This window comes from Halomonas sp. PBN3 (assembly GCF_000475415.1).
Lineage (GTDB): Bacteria > Pseudomonadota > Gammaproteobacteria > Pseudomonadales > Halomonadaceae > Halomonas > Halomonas shengliensis.
On record NZ_AXCA01000197.1, the window covers coordinates 1 to 16909 of the forward strand.

The window sequence follows — 16909 nt, forward strand, 5'->3', positions numbered from 1 at the left end:
CGCTGGCTTCACGGAATCAGGTGCTCCTTTTACGCTGGGAGCTGCACGCTTCCTTTTCGACGGGTTTCTTGACTATTCAACGGCAGAATCCGACCACAAGTCTGAGCTTAACTTCACCCCTCAGCTGAAACTGGATATTGGCCACTTCAGTGGCAACCCTGGCGTGCTGTATGCCGGCATCGAGTATGCCTATTGGCGTAACAAATTCGGTCTTTCCGATGAGGTCATGGATACTGAAAGCTCGGTAAGTGCGCTGGTCAAGTTCCACTTCTAGAGCCGAGGCCCATGACATGTCACATAGGAGGAGCGCACTGCGCTCCTCCTTTTTTCTCAGCCACTTCGGAGTCCCAGTCCTTTGAGTAGCACATGCGTCAGGAAGTCCCCGGCACGCCGAAAATCGTCCTCATCTAACTCACTCTTACCCATTGCCAGACAGACCTGCGTGGAAAAATCGGCATACGTCTGCGTGGAAGCCCAGATAGAGAAAAAGAGATGCTCAGGCTCTATGGGGTCCATCTCACCGCTAGCAATCCATCCACGCACTAGTTCAATATCGGTTTCGAGCTGCGGCAGAAGATTCTGTTCGATATAATCCTTCAGATGAGCGGCTCCGCTGATCACCTCATTGGCGAAGACCTTGGATCCATAAGGACGAATACGAGAGAGCTCCAGCTTGCCCCGAATATAGTTCTCCAGCATGCCAGCAGGCGTATCACCGGCCTGCTCCATCAGCGCCATCTTCTCGATCCACAGGTCGAGGATATATTTCAGCACGTTCTGGTAGAGACTCTCCTTGGAAGGAAAGTAGTACAACATGTTCTGCTTGGAGAGGCCGGCCCTCTCCGCGATGGCTTCCAGTGAAGCACCGTTGAGGCCCTGCTCGGCGAAGATGATCTCGGCGGCATCGAGGATCTTCTGTTCCAGGGCCTTACGATTCGCTGAACGGCGGGGTGAATTTTGCTCGGAGGCGGGTTGACTCATGGGGCTATCGACCGGTTTGTCGTGTGCCGTTCCGGCAAGCCGTCATCGCAAGCAGGGCAATAACTCACGACACGTCCAGAGTACCGGTGCAAGAGGCACACCAAGGGAGGTATGAAGTTCGTTCAGCATACCGTCGCCCTATTGCAGCGTCCAGCCACTCAGTAACGGCGAATCAACATCACGCCTACGAAAAGCAGCACCACTCCCACAAGCCGTGGCAAAGAGATGGAGTGCTGGGGAAACCCCAGCGCTCCGAAATGGTCCAGTAGCACGGAGGCCAGCATCTGGCCAGCCACCACCAGCGCCAGCAGCGTTGCGGCCCCCAGCTTGGGAGCAAAGGCTACCATCACGGTCACATAAAAGGCTCCCAGCACTCCGCCGGACCAGCTCCAGGCAGGAATGTCTGATAGCTGCTGCCAGCTGGGTACGATGAGCCGTGCGCCCAAGGCAGCCCCTAACAATACCAGGGTTCCCACACCGAAGGAGACGGCAGCCGCCCATAGAGGATGCCCCCATCCGCGAGCCAGGCCAGCATTGATCCCCGCCTGCATGGGCAGCATGGCACCGGCTGCCAACACAGTGATGAAGTGAAACCACATAGGGTACTCCCCCTATAACGCAGTCAACAGAACGACCAGCCGCAGGCTTAGCGTCCAGATACTATACGGGGCCCACAGCACTCGCTGTGGGCCCCTTCACCATTGACACCGGATTACCAGTTGTTCCGGAGTCATATTTTCTCAGCGCTTGACGGCCTGAGGTTCGTTCAGCTCGGTCTGGCGCGCCACGGCTTCCAGCACCGGGGCATAAGCAGGCCGTTTGACATAGCGCCCTGCTCCTCGCTCAGCATTAAGCTCGCCATCACGCCACACCACCTTGCCATGACTGAGAGTGTGGGAGGGAACGCCCGTAACAGTACGCCCCTCGAAGATATTGAAATCCACATTCATATGGTGAGTTTCCGCAGAAATGGTACGTTTACCCTGAGGATCCCATACCACGATATCCGCATCAGCCCCTACCGAAATACTTCCTTTGCGAGGATACATGTTGAAAAGCTTGGCCGTATTGGTGGAGGTCACCGCCACGAACTCGCTTAGCGTAAGGCGGCCTTTATTGACGCCTTCATCCCAGAGAATGGCAAGGCGATCCTCCACCCCAGCGGTACCGTTGGGGATCTTGGTAAAGTCATCACGGCCTGCAGCCTTCTGATCTTTGCAGAAACAGCAGTGATCTGTAGCGGTAGTGTGAAGATTACCGCCCTGCAGTCCGTTCCAGAGTGCATCTTGGTGCTCTTTCGGGCGGAAGGGGGGGCTCATCACGTGTCCCGCGGCAAAGTCGAAGTCCTCGCTGCGATAGACGCTATCGTCGATTGCCAGATGGCCTGCGAGGACCTCGCCGTATACACGCTGACCTGCAGAGCGGGCCCTGGTGATGGCATCCAGAGAATCCTTGCAGGAGACATGGACAATATAGATCGGCGTATGCATCGCCTGCGCGACCTGAATCGCCCGGTTGGCCGCTTCGCCTTCTACGAAGGGTGGCCGCGAGAGGGGGTGAGCCTCAGGGCCGGTAATCCCCTTTTCCAACATCTCTTGCTGAAGTTGATAGACCAGTTCGCCGTTTTCAGCATGCACCGTCGGCATGGCACCCAACTCTACACAGCGACGGAAGCTTTTCACCAGGGTCTCGTCATCGGCCATGATAGCATTCTTGTAGGCCATGAAGTGCTTGAAACTATTAACGCCATGCTCGCGCACAAGAGTTTCCATGTCTTCATATACCGAGTCATCCCACCAGGTGATAGCGACATGAAAGGTATAGTCAGCAGCAGATTTCTCTGCCCATTCTCGCCACTGGTTATAGGCGTCAAGCAAGCGCTGTCCAGGCTGAGGGATGACGAAGTCGATGATACTCGTGGTGCCACCGGCCAGCGCAGCGGCAGTCCCCGTGTAGAAATCATCGCTTGCTACGGTCCCCATAAAGGGAAACTGCATATGAGTGTGAGGATCGATGCCGCCAGGCATGACATATTGCCCTTTTGCATCAACAATTTCTGCGCCCGATGGGACATCCAGATTCTCACCGATGGCGTCAATTTTTCCATCTTTACAGTAGACATCGGCCTTGAAGGTGTAATCGGCGGTGACAACGGTTCCACCCTTGATCAACACAGACATGAGACTCTCCTTCTTGCTTTTGTAGATAATGCTTCATGGATGAAGCTAGGATGTTGCACTTGCAGCAACAGGCCGTGTCATTTTCATCAGCACCAAGTAGACCATGGCACCGACCACGACACCGACGAACCAGGCGTAGTTGTAGATTTGAGAGAAAATCTGGGGAACGCTGTCTATCAGCCCTGCCGCCGCCAAGAATCCAGGAAGGTTGGGAAGAACCGCAATGATAAATGCGATCCAGGCGATGGGGTTCCAGCCATTGGAATAGCTGTAACGGCCATGGTTCTTGAAGAGCTCATCATGCGCCAACTCGGTCTTCCTCAGGAGCACATAGTCAGCCAGCATAATCCCCGCCAACGGCCCGAGCAGCGCCGAGTAGCCAATCAACCAGGTAAAAATATATGCACCAGTCGTCTCAAGCAGCTTCCAGGGCATGATAGCAATACCCAGGCCTGCGGTGATGTACCCCCCCATCCGGAAAGAAATCTTGCCGGGCAAAAGGTTAGCAAAGCCATTGGCAGGTGCCACGACGTTGGCAGCCAGGTTAGTAGTAACGGTTGCAATAATAAGTGCCAACAAGGCGATGACTACAGCGGTACCGCCCATACGCTCAGTAATCGCGACTGGATCCCAAAGCGCTTCTCCATAGATCACGATGGTTGCCGACGCGACGGCTACAGCAATGAATGCCAGGATTGCCATGGGAATTGGCAGCCCCAACGCCTGACCAATGAGTTGGTGCCTCTGACTCTTGGCAAAGCGAGTAAAGTCAGGAATGTTCAATGCCAGGGTCGCCCAGAAGCCCACCATCGCCGTCAGGCCAGGCCAGAATACCAGCCAGAACTCACCTTCTCGAGAGCCACCCTCAACGAACTCTGACGGGGTCGAGAGCATGGGGCCGAAACCACCGGCCTTGGTCACCGCCCAGATAAGCAAACCAAAGCACATTGCGATCAAGAAGGGAGCAGCATAGGTCTCAAGGAAGCGGATCGACTCAGTACCGCGTGCGATGAAGTAGACATGCATACCCCAGCTGGCGAGGAAACATAGCAGCTGTGCCAGGTCGATACCCAACCCTGGGATAGGTTCTCCTACCAATGCTCGTTCTGTCAGAATATTAAGAATGGAATAGATGGCGGAACCGCCGATCCAGGTCTGGATGCCGAACCACCCACATCCGACTACGCCACGCATCATGGCTGCAAGCTTGGCGCCAGAGGTGCCGAAAGAGGCCCTCAACAATACCGGAAATGGGATACCGTGCTTGGCTCCGGCGTGCCCAAGAAGCAGCATGGGAACCAATATGATGGTATTGGCTATGAAGACAGTCAGTACCGCTTGCCACCAGGCCATTCCCTCTGGGATCAGACTTGCCGCCAGCATATAGGCCGGGACGCACACAACCATCGATACCCAAAGGCTGGCTATGTTCTGCCAGGACCAAGTCCTTTCCTCTTTATCAACAGGTGCCAGGTCGACATTCCATAGTTCAGAGCTGTAACCAGATTTCATCTGAGCTTTATTTGTTTTTTCACTCACGACTCATCTCACTATTTTGTTATCTTTACTTCAGGAGGGGTAATAACACCCCCTCCCAACTTTTCATTTTTCAGCTTGCTTAATACTCCACCAGGTCATCATAAGACTCCGGCCGCCGATCCCTGAAGAACTGCCAACCCTTGCGAACCTCACGTATCATGTCGAGATCTATTTCGTGAACAAGCAGTTCATCCTGGTCTTCGCTAGCTTGAGCCTCAATCTGGCCCATGGGGTTGGCAATATAGCTGGAACCGTAGAACTCCCCCATGCGGTCGTCCCATGGGGCCTCTCGCCCTACCCGGTTGATGGCTCCAATGAATACGGCATTGGCTGCGGCAGATGCCGGCTGCTCCAGCTCCCATAGGTACCGACTCTTGCCCTTGACGGTAGCGGAGGGGTTCACAATATACTCAGCTCCGTTAAGCGCAAGAGCCCGCCAGCCTTCCGGGAAATGCCGGTCATAGCAAATATAAACACCTAACTTACAGTAGGCCGTCTCAAATACCGGATATCCTGAGTTTCCAGGTTTGAAATACAGCTTCTCCCAGAAGCCGGGAGCCGTGTCGGGGATATGGTTTTTGCGATACTTACCTAGGTAGCTTCCGTCGGCGTCAATAACAGCCGCAGTGTTATAGAAAACACCAGGCATGGCTTCTTCATATATAGGCACGACGATAACCATGCGGTGCTTCTTGGCATATTCTTGCATCAAGCGAGTGGTAGGGCCGTCAGGTATATTTTCGGCTGCATCATACCACTTGCTATCCTGACTGGGACAGAAATAAGGCTGTGTAAACACCTCTTGAAAGCATAGCACCTGCACGCCTTTTTCTGCCGCTTCATCAATCATTGGCAGGTGTGCATCGATCATCTTTTTTCTAATCTCTTCAGGTGACATTGATGTATCACCTTTCAGAGACATTTGAATTAGCCCACACATTACCTTGCTTGGCATAAGACACCTCTCTTATATTGTTAGCTTACTATTAGCTTCCTGCCTAATAACAAGGGATCCTCATCTTTCCCTGGTTTATTCATGGCCTTCATCAGCATACCGGCCACACCATATGCAATACATTCAGCCCCGGCAGTCTCCCTACCCCCCCTTATTTACCTCAAGAAAAACTGTCTGCCACAGGGCAATGTCACTTCTACACCCGTGGCTTTGCGCGTCATGTCGTCTGGATATTTTGCGTGAGATACACAGGTCATTTAATACTCGCCATGGCTTTATATTTTGTTTTACCTACTGGTAAAGGTAAGAGCCATAGCCAGGATGGTCAAGGATTTTTTTGCCAAGTGGTAAAACCCTGTTTTCTCGCTCAAAATGAGTGCATCGCAGCCCTTGTCGCATCAATATCGTGCATGATTAATCCATAAGGCCCGCCTGGACCTCTGTCGATAAGAAGCCACAGGCTCGTCGAGAAAAAGGAGGGAGGAGGCAAATCATTCGCAATGCATGCGATGCCGTTAATGATCAAAGCGTTTTGCTGTTTGAACAAGCGGAGACCCCGGCTGACAGCGACGGCTGTCGCTACCAGCCGGGGTTAGGTTGCAGGGGGGTGAATTTGCCTAATCAAACTGAGAAAACGTCAGCATCATAATCAGGCAAATGGTGCGCCTATAATAAGCTTTAGGCCAATAACCCTGTGATAGGGGCATGGCTCAGCCCGAATGCTTCGGCCACCGCGGCATAGGTGACCCGGCCGGCATGGACGTTGAGCCCGGCGGCGAAGTGGGTGTCGTCGGCCAGCGCCTTGCGCCAGCCCTTGTCGGCCAGCGCGATCACGTACGGCAGGGTGGCATTGGTGAGCGCCTGGGTGGAGGTGCGCGCCACCCCGCCGGGCATGTTGGCCACGCAGTAGTGGACGACACCATCGACCATGTAGGTGGGCTCGGCGTGAGTGGTCGGCTTGCTGGTCTCGAAGCAGCCGCCCTGGTCGATGGCCACATCCACCAGCACGCTGCCGGGCTTCATCTCGGCAAGCATGGCACGGGTGATCAGCTTGGGGGCGGCGGCACCGGGGATCAGCACGGCGCCGACGATCAGGTCACTCTCACGCACCGCCTCATCGATGGCATCCGCGGTGGAGAAGACCGTCTTCATGCGCCCCTGGTAACGATCATCGAGAGTCTCAAGCCGCGGGATCGACTTGTCCAGCACCGTCACCTCGGCACCAAGGCCCAGCGCCATGCGCGCCGCGTTCTCACCAACCACGCCGCCACCGATCACCGCGACCCGGGCCGGCGCCACGCCGGGCACTCCGGGCAGCAGCACGCCGGACCCGCCCTGGGCCTTCTCCAGGCTGTGGGCACCGGCCTGGATCGCCATGCGCCCGGCCACGGTGCTCATCGGTGCCAGCAACGGCAGGCCGCCCTGGTTGTCGGTGATGGTCTCGTAGGCGATGCAAGTGGCGCCGCTCGCCATCAGGCCGCGGGTCAGCGACTCCTCGGCGGCGAGGTGTAGGTAGGTGAAGAGCGTCTGGCCCTCCTTCAGGCGGGCAACCTCCTCGGGTTGGGGTTCCTTGACCTTGAGAATCAGCTCGGCGCCGTCCCAGAGGCGCGCCACGTCCGCTTCGATGCGGGCGCCAGCAGCTTCATAGGCGGTGTCGGCGAAACCGGCGCCATCACCGGCACCGGCCTGCACGGTGACCGCATGACCACGCCCGACCAGTTCCCTGGCGCCGGTGGGAGTGAGCGCAACGCGATACTCATGATTCTTGATTTCCTTGGGAATAGCGATCTGCATGGTAGTTGTCTCTTGTTAATCTGCAGAGGCGCATGCAAGGAGATGCATGCGCCACGCCTTATGCTGACGTTACGAGGGGAAGGAGAACTGCGCCCCTTCGCGCACCCCGGCCGATGGCCAGCGCTGGGTGATAGTCTTGCGACGGGTGTAGAAGCGTACCGAATCGGGCCCATAGGCGGCGAGGTCACCGAACAGCGAGCGCTTCCAGCCGCCGAAGCTGTGGTAGGAAACAGGCACCGGGAGGGGCACGTTAACGCCTACCATGCCCACCTGGATATGGTCGCTGAAATAGCGCGCCGCTTCGCCGTCACGGGTGTAGATACAGGTTCCATTGCCATACTCATGGTCATCGATCAGCTGCATGGCTTCTTCCATGGTATCGACTCGCATGACCAGTAGCGCTGGACCGAAGATCTCCTCCTGGTAGCAGGTCATCTCCGGCGTCACCCGATCGATAAGGGTACCGCCTACATAGAAGCCTTCCTCATGGCCCGGCACCTGCACATCACGGCCATCGACCACGATGGTCGCGCCCTGCTGTTCGGCACTGTCGATGTACCCACACACCTTCTCCTGATGGGCCTTGGTGATCACCGGCCCGAAATCGTTCCCGGCATCATGGAAGGGGCCGACCTTCAGGGTGGTCATCTGCTCCTTCATCTTGCTGATCAAGGTGTCGGCGGCCTCGTCACCCACGGCCACGGCCACCGACAGTGCCATGCAGCGCTCACCGGAGGAACCGAATGCCGCCCCGGTCAGAGAGTTGACCACGTTCTCCATGTCGGCATCGGGCATCACGATGGCGTGGTTCTTGGCACCGCCCAGGGCCTGGCAGCGCTTGCCATTGGCGCTGGCCCGCGAGTAGATGTACTCCGCGATCGGCGTGGAGCCGACGAAGCTGACGGCCTGGACACGCGCGTCGTCGAGAAGGGTATCCACCGCTTCCTTGTCGCCGTTGACGACGTTGAGGACGCCCGCGGGCAACCCCGCCTCCAGCGCCAGCTCGGCAATGAAAAGCGCCGAGGTGGGGTCTCGCTCGGAAGGCTTGAGCACGAAGGTGTTGCCACAGGCGATGGCCATGGGGTACATCCAAAGCGGCACCATGGCGGGGAAGTTGAACGGCGTGATGCCGGCCACCACGCCCAGCGGCTGGAACTCGCTCCAGGAGTCGATGCCGGGCCCGGTGTTCTTGCTGTGCTCCCCCTTGAGCAGTTCCGGTGCACCGCAGGCGTACTCCACGTTCTCGATACCCCGGGCCAGCTCTCCCTGGGCGTCATGAACGATCTTGCCGTGCTCCTCACCGACCAGCCGGACGATTTCGTCGGCATGCTGCTCAAGCAGCTGCTTGAAACGGAACATCACCCTGGCCCGCTTGGCCGGAGGCGTATTCCGCCATGCCGGGAAGGCGGCCTGCGCTGCGCTAATGGCTTCCTCCACCGTGGCCTTGGAGGCCAGACTGACCTGTCCCTTGACGGCTCCGGTAGAAGGGTTGAAGAGCTCTTGGGTGCGTCCGTCGCGTTCGACGCGGGCACCATTGATCAGATGGCCAAGTGTTGTCATGGAAAACCTCTTGAAAATTGATTGTGGTTTTAAGAGTTATTAGCCAAGTTCAGCAATCGACTCTCCGATGGCACTCACCACCCGGTCGATTTCTTCGCGCTCGACGATAAAAGGGAGGCCGAGCTGGATGGTGTCGCCGCCATAGCGCACGTAGAAGCCCTTCTCCCAACACTTCATGGCTATCTCGTAGGGCCGGCGAGCCGGCTCGCCGGGATAGGGCTCGATCGTGAGCGCGCCGGCCAGGCCATAATTGCGGATGTCACTGATATAGCGCGTGCCCTTGAGCTCGTGCAGCGCCTCCTCGAAGTGCGGGCTCATCTGACGCACCCGTTCGATGAGGCCCTCCTGCTCCAGGATATCCAGGGAGGTCAGGGCGGCGGCACAGGCCACCGGATGGCCAGAGTAGGTGTACCCATGGGGCAGCTCGAGCATGTAGTCGGGCCCACCCTGCTCCATGAAGGCCTGGTAGATCTCGCCCGTGACCATGACCCCGCCCATGGGTACCGCACCGTTGGTCAGCTGCTTGGCGAAGTTCATCATGTCGGGTACCACGCCGAACGCCTCGGCGCCGGTCATGGCGCCCATGCGCCCGAAGGCGGTGATCACCTCGTCGAAGATGAGCAGGATATCGTGCTGATCGCAGATCTCGCGGAGGCGCTTGAGATAGCCGACCGGTGGCGGGATCACCCCTGCGGAGCCGGCCAGGGGCTCGACGATCACCGCGGCGATATTGGAGGCATCATGCAGGGCGATCAGCTCCAGTAACTCTTCGGCCTTCTCGGCCCCGCGCTCGGGCATGCCACGGGTGAAGGCGTTCTCAGGGATCAGGGTGTGGGGCAGATGATCCGCATCGACACCCTGGCCATAGAGGGTACGGTTGGCACCGATCCCCCCCACGCTGAAGCCGCCGAAGTTGACTCCGTGATAGCCCTTGGCACGGCCGATCAGCTTGGTCTTGGCCGGCTTGCCCTTCTTGCGCCAGTAGGCGCGGGCGATTTTCAGGGAGGTGTCGGCACTCTCGGAACCGGACCCCGTGAAGAAGGCGTGGTCCAGCCCCTCCGGCGTCAGCTCACGCAGGCGGTGCGCCAGCTCGAAGGCCTTGGGGTGACCAAACTGAAAGGCCGGCGCATAGTCGAGCTCGCGCAGCTGGCGACTGACGGCGTCGGCGATCTCGGGACGCGAATGCCCGGCACCACAGGTCCACAGGCCCGAGAGGCCATCGAAGACGCGACGTCCCTGAGCATCGACCAGATAACTGCCCTCGGCACCGACGATGATGCGCGGGTCGCGCTTGAACTGACGGTTGCCGGTGTAGGGCATCCAGAATGCATCCAGCTGCTCGGCACTCAAGCCGGCAGCATGGGGAAATTCCTGAGCGGTCATGGCGGTGGCCTCCCTTTATTGTTGGCATCGACAAGCGCTACATGACTCAACTTAGCCCCCCACCTTTATCAATTAAATTAAAATGTATTGAATCTCACGCAAGCATTTAGTTAACTTATTCGGCGATCAAGCCACCCTCAGCATCCACGCCAGCCAGGAGGCAGTCATCATGTCCCAACGTAGAGGCAGTCCCATGGGGCAGATGGGTGATGCCGACCTTCGGCTTCTGCGTATCTACCGTAAGGTGGTGGAGTGCGGCGGCTTTTCAGCCGCCGAGGTGGAGCTCGGCATCAGCCGGGCTGCCATCAGCATGGCCATGAACGACCTTGAGACACGTCTCGGTTTACGCCTCTGCCAGAGGGGGAGAAGCGGTTTCGCTGTGACCGATGAGGGCGCGGAGGTTTATGAGTCGGCGCTGCAACTGCTGGCTTCCGTGGAAGGCTTCCGCACGCGGGTGAATGGGTTGCATGCTCAACTCAAGGGCGAGCTCAACATCGGGATCACCGACAACCTGGTGACCATGCCGGAGATGCACATCACCAATGCGCTGAGGGCGCTGAAAGAGAGGGGACCCGATGTGCGAATCAATATCCGCATGATTCCCCCCAGCGACATCGAGCTGGCCGTCCTGGACGGAAGGCTACACACGGGCGTGATTCCCAACCTGAAGGTCCTCCCTGGCGTCCACTACATGCCCCTGTACGAGGAGGCCTCACAGCTTTACTGCTCGAATGAGCACCCACTCTTCACCATGGATAAGGCGACCGAGGTCGAACTGGGCCATCACGATGCGGTAGTGCCGGCCTATGCCCAGACCCCCGAGATCAAGGAGGTACATGAACCGCTCAAGCCTGCCGCCACCGCCAGCGACAGGGAGGGGGTCGCCTTCCTTATCCTCTCCGGCCGGTACATTGGCTACCTGCCGACCCATTACGCTGAACGCTGGGTTCGCGACGGAAGGATGCGCGCCTTGACCCCTGAGCGATGGCACTACTCGACACGCTACAGCGCCATCACTCGCAAGGGCGCCCCCCCCAACCTGGTGCTGGAAAGCTATCTGGAAGAACTGGCGAAAGACCTCAACAGTCGACCCCGCTGAGGGCCAAGCCAGACCCAGGGCCGTAGTTGCTCGTTCTGCGACAGCATAGGTGATCCATTACCTATTACATTCGCTGCACCATTACTGCCGCCGCGCCTCCCGCGGCGGGTGGCCGTAACGCTCGCGGAAGGCGCGGGAGAAGCTGGTGCCGGAGGCGAAGCCGCAGGCCAGGCCGATGGCGAGCACCTCCATGTCGGTCTCGGTGAGCAGGTGGTGGGCGCGTTCCAGGCGCAGGCCGAGGTACCAGCGGCGGGGCGTGGTGGCGAGGTGCCGCTCGAAGAGGCGCTGCAGCTGGCGGGAGGAGACCCCGCAGCGCGCGGCGATCTCGGCCAGCGGCAGCGGCGCCTCCAGGTGGCGCTCCATCAGCGCCACCGCCTGCACCAGGCGCCGGTTGTGGGTGCCCAGGCGGCGGGCCAGGGTCATGCGCTGCTGGTCGCTGCGGCTGCGCAGGCGCTCATGGATCAGCTGCTCGGAGACATCCACCGCCAGCCGGGTGCCATGGCGGCGGGCGATCACCTCCAGCGCCATGTCCATGGCGGCGGCGCCGCCGGCGCAGGAGAAGCGCCGCGGGCCGAGCTCGAACAGCTCGTCGCTGGTGGGGATGGCGGGGAAGCGCTCGCGGAAGGCGGGCAGGCTCTCCCAGTGCAGGGTGACCCGCTCCCCCTCCAGCAGGCCGGCGGCGGCGAGCAGGAAGCAGCCGGTATCGAGCCCACCCAGGGTGCAGCCGGCCTGGTCCAGGCGGTGCAGCCAGGCCATCAGCGGCCGGGTGAGCATGGCCTCGGGCGCGAAGCCGCTGCACACCGCCAGCGAGGGCAGCTGGTGCACCTCGTCGATGGCGGCGTCAGCGAGCAGGGTCATGCCGTTGCTGGCGGTGACGGGCTCGCCGTCGACGCTGATCAGGCGCCACTCGAAGAGCGGTCGACCGCTGATGCGGTTGGCGATGCGCAGCGGCTCCACCGCGGCGAAGAAGGCCATCATCGAGAACTGCGGCAGCAGCAGGAAGCCTACCGCCTCGGGCAGCGGGCCCTTGTAGTCCAGTCGCACGCCGTCCGTTCCCCTCGGTCAGTCGTCGGTCGGGTCGTCGCTGCTCCCTACGGCGCGACCTCAGTCATCGGCCATCATCAGGTCGCGCAGCTTCTGCTCGTCGAGCACGGTGAGCCGCTGGCGGTCGATGTTGATGGCGCCGTTGTCGCGCAGCTTGGCCAGCAGCCGAGAGAGGGTCTCCGGGGTCATCGCCAGCTGGGCGGCCAGCCAGCGCTTGGGGATGGTGAGGCGCACCACCCGGGGCTCCTTGCCGCGCCCGGCGGGCAGCTGGCGCAGGATGTAGCTGACCAGCCGCGACATGGCATCCCCCTGGGTGAGCAGGGCGAGATCCTCGAGGCGGTCAGTGAGCTCCAGGGCCAGGCGGCTCATGAACTCGGCGCGGCACTCGGGGTGGCGGTCCATGGCCTCGCGGCAGCGCTCGGCGGGGATCGACAGCACATGGGTGCGGCGCAGCGCCTCGGAGGAGTAGAGGTAGATGCCCTCCCGGGAGACCATGCTCAGCTCGCCCAGGGTGCCGCCGCGCTCCACGCAGCGGATGGTGGCCAGGCGGCCGTCGCCGGCGCTGCGCACCAGGCGCACCGCGCCGCTGATGACGATATGCAGCCAGCGCGCCGGGGTGTCCTGGCGGAACAGCCACTCGCGGCTGGCCAGGGTGCGCGGCTCGCAGTCCTCCAGCAGCGCCTCGACCTCGTCGTCGGAGAGCGCGCCCAGCCAAGGCACCCCGCGCACCAGCTCGCGCAGCTGGCGGGGCTTGAACAGCAGGTCAGCGGCCGAACTGGGCGGCTGGGCAGTATCCATAGACATGGCCTTCCTCCACATCGGTATCGGCATCCACCAGCAGGTAGCCATGGGCCTGGCTGGCGGCACTCAGCATGTGCGACCCCTGGCCGCCGGCCAGCCGCGCCACCGGCTCGCCCGTTTGCCAGTCGATCACCACCCGCAGCAGCTCGCGGCGCCCGCGCGGGCCGCGCCGGGAGAAGCCGGCGGTGACCGCAAAGCGCTCGAGTGCCGCGGGCACCATGCCCTGGCGACCCTGCAGCAGCGGCAGGGCCAGGAACTGCCAGCCCACCAGCGAGGCCACCGGGTTGCCGGGCAGGGCGATCAGCGGGATGCCGGTGGCAAGCGAGTCGCCCAGGTAGCCCAGCGCGAAGGGCTTGCCGGGCTTGATGCCCACGCCATGGAAGGCGATGCCGCCCAGCCGCTCGATGGCGGGGCGCACGTGATCCTCCTCGCCCACCGACACGCCGCCGCTACAGACTACCAGATCGGCCTCGTCGCGGGCCCGGCCAAGGGCCTGATGCAGATCAAGGGGATCGTCGAGAACCACTCCCAGGTCCAGCACCTCGACGCCCGGCTGGCCCATCAGCGCCTTGAGCATGGCGCGGTTGCTGTCGAAGACTTGGCCCGGCGCGCGGGTCGCGCCCGGCTCGATCAGCTCGTCGCCGGTGGAGAGCAGCGCCACCCGCACCCGGCGGTGCACCGTGACCTCGGCGATGCCGTGGCTCGCCAGCAGGGCGATGGCGGCGGCCTCCAGGCGCGTGCCGGCGCGGCTCTCCTCGCCCCGGCGACGGATGTTGGCGCCACGCGGCAGCTCGCCGTCGACATGCACGCGTCCCTCGGCGTCGAGGCGCACCTTCTCCTGGGGCACCACGGCGTCGGCGCCCAGCGGCACCGGGGCGCCGGTGAAGATGCGCGCGCAACCGCCCTCCGGCAGGTGCAGCACGCCGGCGCCGGCGGGGATGCGCTGCACCACCGGCAGCCCCTCGGGGCCGAGCTCGGCGACGCGCAGGGCGTAGCCGTCCATGGCGCTGTTGTCGACGCCGGGCAGGTCCAGGGCGGCCTCGACCGCCTCCGCCAGCACCCGCCCCTCGGCGTCGCCCAGCGTCACCCGCTCGCGCCCTTGCACCGGCCGGCCGGCGGCGATCATGCGCTCGCGCGCCTCGAAGAGGTCGAGCAGGCCGGAGGTGACAACCTCCGCACAGCCGCAGTTCATGCGTCGACCTCCGCGCCGCTTTCTGTCTCGATCGGAGCCTCGCGCGGCGCGGTGTCGGGCTGGCGGCTGGCGCAGCTCGCGCCCTGGGGCAGCACCATGGCCACGAAGTTGCAGGGACGGGTGCGGGCGTCGAGCTGCTCGGCCAGGATGCCGTCCCAGGCGGTGGCGCAGGCCTTGGGCGAGCCGGGCATGGCGAACACCAGGGTGCGGTCGATCACCCCGGCCACGGCGCGGGACTGCACCGTGGAGGTGCCGATGCTCTGGTAGGAGAGCTGGCGGAACAGCTCGCCGTAGCCGTCGATGGCCTTGTCGAACAGCGGGGTCAGCGCCTCGGGGGTGGTGTCGCGCAGGGTGAAGCCGGTGCCGCCGTTGACCAGCACCACCTGGATGTCGTCGCGGATCACCCACTTCGAGACCACCGCGCGGATGCGGTAGATGTCGTCGGGGACGATGCGCCGCTCCACCAGGGCATGGCCGGCATCGGTGAGCCGGGCGGAGAGCAGGTCGCCGCTGCCGTCCTCGTCGAAGCCGCGGGTGTCGGAGACGGTGAGCACGGCGATACCGAGGGGCGCGAAGGGGGTATGGGCGTGAACATGGGCCATGGGATCCTCCTCGTCGCCCACCAGGGGCAGGCGACGCATGAATGGCGAGAAAAGGAGAGGAACCGATGAGGGGGCCAGGCGGCCCCCTCCATCCGGCTACTGCATCAGGGCGCTGCTGCCCTCGTCGTCGAGCGATACCCCCTCGACGCCAATCTCGGCCTGCAGTGCCAGCAGGTAGTGGCGCAGGGAGCGGCGGGTCGACTGCTCGCGCAGGCTGTGGCGGACATGCTCGGCGACCTGCTCGTAGGGCAGCTCGCGCCCCTCCTGGCGGGCGTCGATGCTGACCACGTGCCAGCCGTAGCGGGAGGCGAGCGGGCGGTCGTGCAGCCCCTCGGGGAGGTGCTGCAGGGCGCCGTCGAGCTCGGCCACGGTCTGCCCCGGGGCCAGCCAGCCGAGCTCGCCGCCCTCGTCCTTGGAGGGGCAGGCGGAGTGGCGCTGGGCGAACTCGGTGAAGCGCTCGGGGTGTTCGCCGAGCTGCTTGATGAGCTTCTCGCCCAGGCGGTAGCCGGCGTCCCGGGCCTCGGCGTCGTCCGGCGCCGCAGGCAGCAGGATATGGCGCACCTTGAGGCGGGTCGGCTCGCTGAAGCGCTCGGCATGGGCGGCGTGGAAGCGCCGGCAGTCCTCCTCGGAGGGCTCGGGCACGTCCAGCTCCTGCTCCAGCAGGGTGGCGATGGCGGCGTCATCCTCGTCGAGGTCGGCGCCCGCCTCCGCCAGGCCCAGGGCGGCGGCGCGCTGGCGCAGCAGCTCGCGCACCACCAGGGCACGGGCGGCCTTGAGCTGGGCGCTGCCGGCGCTGTCCGCCGGGTGGTACTGCATCTCCTGGGCGATCTCGGCCTCGGGGATGGTGGCCTCGCCGACCCGGATGGGAGGGGGGCTCGCGCCCCCCGGGATCATCTCGATATCGATCTTCTGCATGACTCTGTCCTTGGATCTCTTCTCACTCGCCGGCGGAGAGGGGCTTCTCCGGCGGCAGGGCTGCGAGGAGGCGCTGTGAACCCTTCCCTGGGCGCTACCGATGCCATCCCTGGCGTAGGACCTCCTCTTCGCCCTGCCCCCGGCGCCCCTGTCGAGCGGATCAGGTGGCTGGGTTCAGCCCCGCTTGCGGACGACCTGGTAGCGCCGCGTGATGTAGCCGAAGGGCACGCTCCACACGTGGACCAGGCGCGAGAAGGGGAACAGCAGGATGATGGTCAGGCCGACGAAGATATGGATCTTGTAGATCCAGGAGACCTCCGCCATGTAGTCCGCCGCGCCGCCGCTGAAGAAGACGATGGACTGCGCCCAGCTGGAGAGCGTCAGCATCATCTCGCCGTCGAGGTGGCCCAGGGAGAAGATGACGGTGACCAGGCCCAGCGCCGCCTGGAAGACGATCAGGCCCAGGATCACGGTGTCCATCAGGCTGGAGGAGGCGCGCACCCGCGGGTTGGTGATGCGGCGATGCAGCAGCATGGCGCCGCCGATCACGCACAGGACACCGGCGATGCCGCCCACCACGATGGCCAGCAGCTGCTTGGTGCCGGCATGCAGGAAGGGCGCGTAGACCCAGTGCGGCGTGAGCATGCCGAACAGGTGGCCGAAGAAGATCACCAGGATGCCGATATGGAAGAGGTTGCTGGCCAGGCGCATGTTCTTCGAGGAGAGCATCTGGCTCGAGCCGGTCTTCCAGGTGTACTGGCCATGGTCGTAGCGCAGCAGGCTGCCGACCAGGAACACCGTGCCGGCAAGATACGGGTAGTAGCCGTAGATCAGGTGTTGCAGGTATTCGCTAAACATGACGGG

Annotated in this window: 15 protein-coding genes and 1 pseudogene; 2 read left to right on the forward strand and 14 right to left on the reverse strand. The window is 62.2% G+C overall.

The genetic code is table 11. The annotated features are described in order from the left end of the window. Positions 1 to 274 (forward strand): annotated as a pseudogene (locus tag Q673_RS33025) (hypothetical protein); the annotation flags it as partial. Positions 275 to 330: 56 nt separating this feature from the next. On the opposite strand, the gene Q673_RS33030 reads toward Q673_RS33025, so the two are convergent. The 8 genes from Q673_RS33030 to Q673_RS33060 form a co-directional block, all read right to left on the reverse strand. Next, positions 331 to 981, reverse strand: coding sequence for a TetR/AcrR family transcriptional regulator (locus Q673_RS33030; protein WP_023007058.1), 651 nt, complete (start codon positions 979 to 981; stop codon positions 331 to 333). A 158-nt stretch (positions 982 to 1139) separates the two neighbouring features. Further along, positions 1140 to 1580: a DMT family transporter gene (locus Q673_RS33035; protein WP_023007059.1), complete on the reverse strand. Its 441-nt coding sequence runs from the start codon at positions 1578 to 1580 to the stop codon at positions 1140 to 1142. A gap of 141 nt (positions 1581 to 1721) precedes the next feature. Further along, positions 1722 to 3161, reverse strand: a complete 1440-nt coding sequence (hydA, locus tag Q673_RS33040) for a dihydropyrimidinase (RefSeq protein ID WP_023007060.1) — start codon at positions 3159 to 3161, stop codon at positions 1722 to 1724. Positions 3162 to 3206: 45 nt separating this feature from the next. Next, positions 3207 to 4700 carry an NCS1 family nucleobase:cation symporter-1 gene (locus Q673_RS33045; protein WP_200861425.1) on the reverse strand — a complete coding sequence of 498 codons (1494 nt, stop codon included), beginning with the start codon at positions 4698 to 4700 and terminating at the stop codon, positions 3207 to 3209. A gap of 79 nt (positions 4701 to 4779) precedes the next feature. Beyond that, complete coding sequence (locus tag Q673_RS0118710) at positions 4780 to 5655, reverse strand: nitrilase-related carbon-nitrogen hydrolase (protein WP_031218613.1); 876 nt, start codon at positions 5653 to 5655, stop codon at positions 4780 to 4782. Positions 5656 to 6333: 678 nt separating this feature from the next. Next, positions 6334 to 7449, reverse strand: coding sequence for an alanine dehydrogenase (gene ald, locus Q673_RS33050; protein ID WP_023007063.1), 1116 nt, complete (start codon positions 7447 to 7449; stop codon positions 6334 to 6336). 69 nt (positions 7450 to 7518) lie between these two features. Next, positions 7519 to 9009: a CoA-acylating methylmalonate-semialdehyde dehydrogenase gene (locus Q673_RS33055; RefSeq protein ID WP_023007064.1), complete on the reverse strand. Its 1491-nt coding sequence runs from the start codon at positions 9007 to 9009 to the stop codon at positions 7519 to 7521. A gap of 39 nt (positions 9010 to 9048) precedes the next feature. After that, positions 9049 to 10392, reverse strand: a complete 1344-nt coding sequence (locus Q673_RS33060) for an aspartate aminotransferase family protein (RefSeq protein ID WP_023007065.1) — start codon at positions 10390 to 10392, stop codon at positions 9049 to 9051. A gap of 169 nt (positions 10393 to 10561) precedes the next feature. Here Q673_RS33060 and Q673_RS33065 point away from each other — a divergent pair, with 169 nt between their 5' ends. After that, a complete protein-coding gene (locus tag Q673_RS33065) occupies positions 10562 to 11491 on the forward strand; it encodes a LysR family transcriptional regulator (RefSeq protein ID WP_031218614.1) in 930 nt (309 codons plus the stop codon). Between the two features lie 81 nt (positions 11492 to 11572). On the opposite strand, the gene Q673_RS33070 is transcribed toward Q673_RS33065, so the two are convergent. The 6 genes from Q673_RS33070 to narI form a co-directional block, all read right to left on the reverse strand. Next, a complete protein-coding gene (locus tag Q673_RS33070; protein ID WP_023007067.1) occupies positions 11573 to 12535 on the reverse strand; it encodes a GlxA family transcriptional regulator in 963 nt (320 codons plus the stop codon). A gap of 60 nt (positions 12536 to 12595) precedes the next feature. Then, entirely contained in the window at positions 12596 to 13339 is a 744-nt protein-coding gene (locus Q673_RS33075) for a Crp/Fnr family transcriptional regulator (protein ID WP_031218616.1), read from the reverse strand. Then, the gene (locus Q673_RS33080; RefSeq protein WP_023007069.1) at positions 13299 to 14528 is read right to left on the reverse strand and encodes a molybdopterin molybdotransferase MoeA; all 1230 of its coding nucleotides are present in this window, start codon (positions 14526 to 14528) and stop codon (positions 13299 to 13301) included. Before Q673_RS33080 ends, Q673_RS33075 begins: the two co-directional genes overlap by 41 nt. Then, positions 14525 to 15130, reverse strand: coding sequence for a molybdenum cofactor biosynthesis protein B (gene moaB / locus Q673_RS33085; RefSeq protein ID WP_023007070.1), 606 nt, complete (start codon positions 15128 to 15130; stop codon positions 14525 to 14527). The genes Q673_RS33080 and moaB overlap by 4 nt, the downstream gene beginning before the upstream one ends. A 96-nt stretch (positions 15131 to 15226) precedes the next feature. Then, complete coding sequence (locus Q673_RS33090; protein WP_023007071.1) at positions 15227 to 16045, reverse strand: peptidylprolyl isomerase; 819 nt, start codon at positions 16043 to 16045, stop codon at positions 15227 to 15229. Positions 16046 to 16219: 174 nt separating this feature from the next. Beyond that, a complete protein-coding gene (gene narI / locus Q673_RS33095; protein WP_023007072.1) occupies positions 16220 to 16903 on the reverse strand; it encodes a respiratory nitrate reductase subunit gamma in 684 nt (227 codons plus the stop codon). Between the last annotated feature and the right edge of the window lie 6 nt (positions 16904 to 16909).

Excerpts from the sequence above, each read along its gene's own strand:
- Q673_RS33030 (WP_023007058.1), bottom strand. The coding sequence starts at position 981 with ATGAGTCAACCCGCCTCCGAGCAAAATTCACCCCGCCGTTCAGCGAAT.
- Q673_RS33035 (WP_023007059.1), bottom strand. The coding sequence starts at position 1,580 with ATGTGGTTTCACTTCATCACTGTGTTGGCAGCCGGTGCCATGCTGCCC.
- hydA (WP_023007060.1), bottom strand. The coding sequence starts at position 3,161 with ATGTCTGTGTTGATCAAGGGTGGAACCGTTGTCACCGCCGATTACACC.
- Q673_RS0118710 (WP_031218613.1), bottom strand. The coding sequence starts at position 5,655 with ATGCCAAGCAAGGTAATGTGTGGGCTAATTCAAATGTCTCTGAAAGGT.
- ald (WP_023007063.1), bottom strand. The coding sequence starts at position 7,449 with ATGCAGATCGCTATTCCCAAGGAAATCAAGAATCATGAGTATCGCGTT.
- Q673_RS33055 (WP_023007064.1), bottom strand. The coding sequence starts at position 9,009 with ATGACAACACTTGGCCATCTGATCAATGGTGCCCGCGTCGAACGCGAC.
- Q673_RS33060 (WP_023007065.1), bottom strand. The coding sequence starts at position 10,392 with ATGACCGCTCAGGAATTTCCCCATGCTGCCGGCTTGAGTGCCGAGCAG.
- Q673_RS33065 (WP_031218614.1), top strand. The coding sequence starts at position 10,562 with ATGTCCCAACGTAGAGGCAGTCCCATGGGGCAGATGGGTGATGCCGAC.
- Q673_RS33075 (WP_031218616.1), bottom strand. The coding sequence starts at position 13,339 with ATGTCTATGGATACTGCCCAGCCGCCCAGTTCGGCCGCTGACCTGCTG.
- Q673_RS33080 (WP_023007069.1), bottom strand. The coding sequence starts at position 14,528 with ATGAACTGCGGCTGTGCGGAGGTTGTCACCTCCGGCCTGCTCGACCTC.
- moaB (WP_023007070.1), bottom strand. The coding sequence starts at position 15,130 with ATGGCCCATGTTCACGCCCATACCCCCTTCGCGCCCCTCGGTATCGCC.
- Q673_RS33090 (WP_023007071.1), bottom strand. The coding sequence starts at position 16,045 with ATGCAGAAGATCGATATCGAGATGATCCCGGGGGGCGCGAGCCCCCCT.
- narI (WP_023007072.1), bottom strand. The coding sequence starts at position 16,903 with ATGTTTAGCGAATACCTGCAACACCTGATCTACGGCTACTACCCGTAT.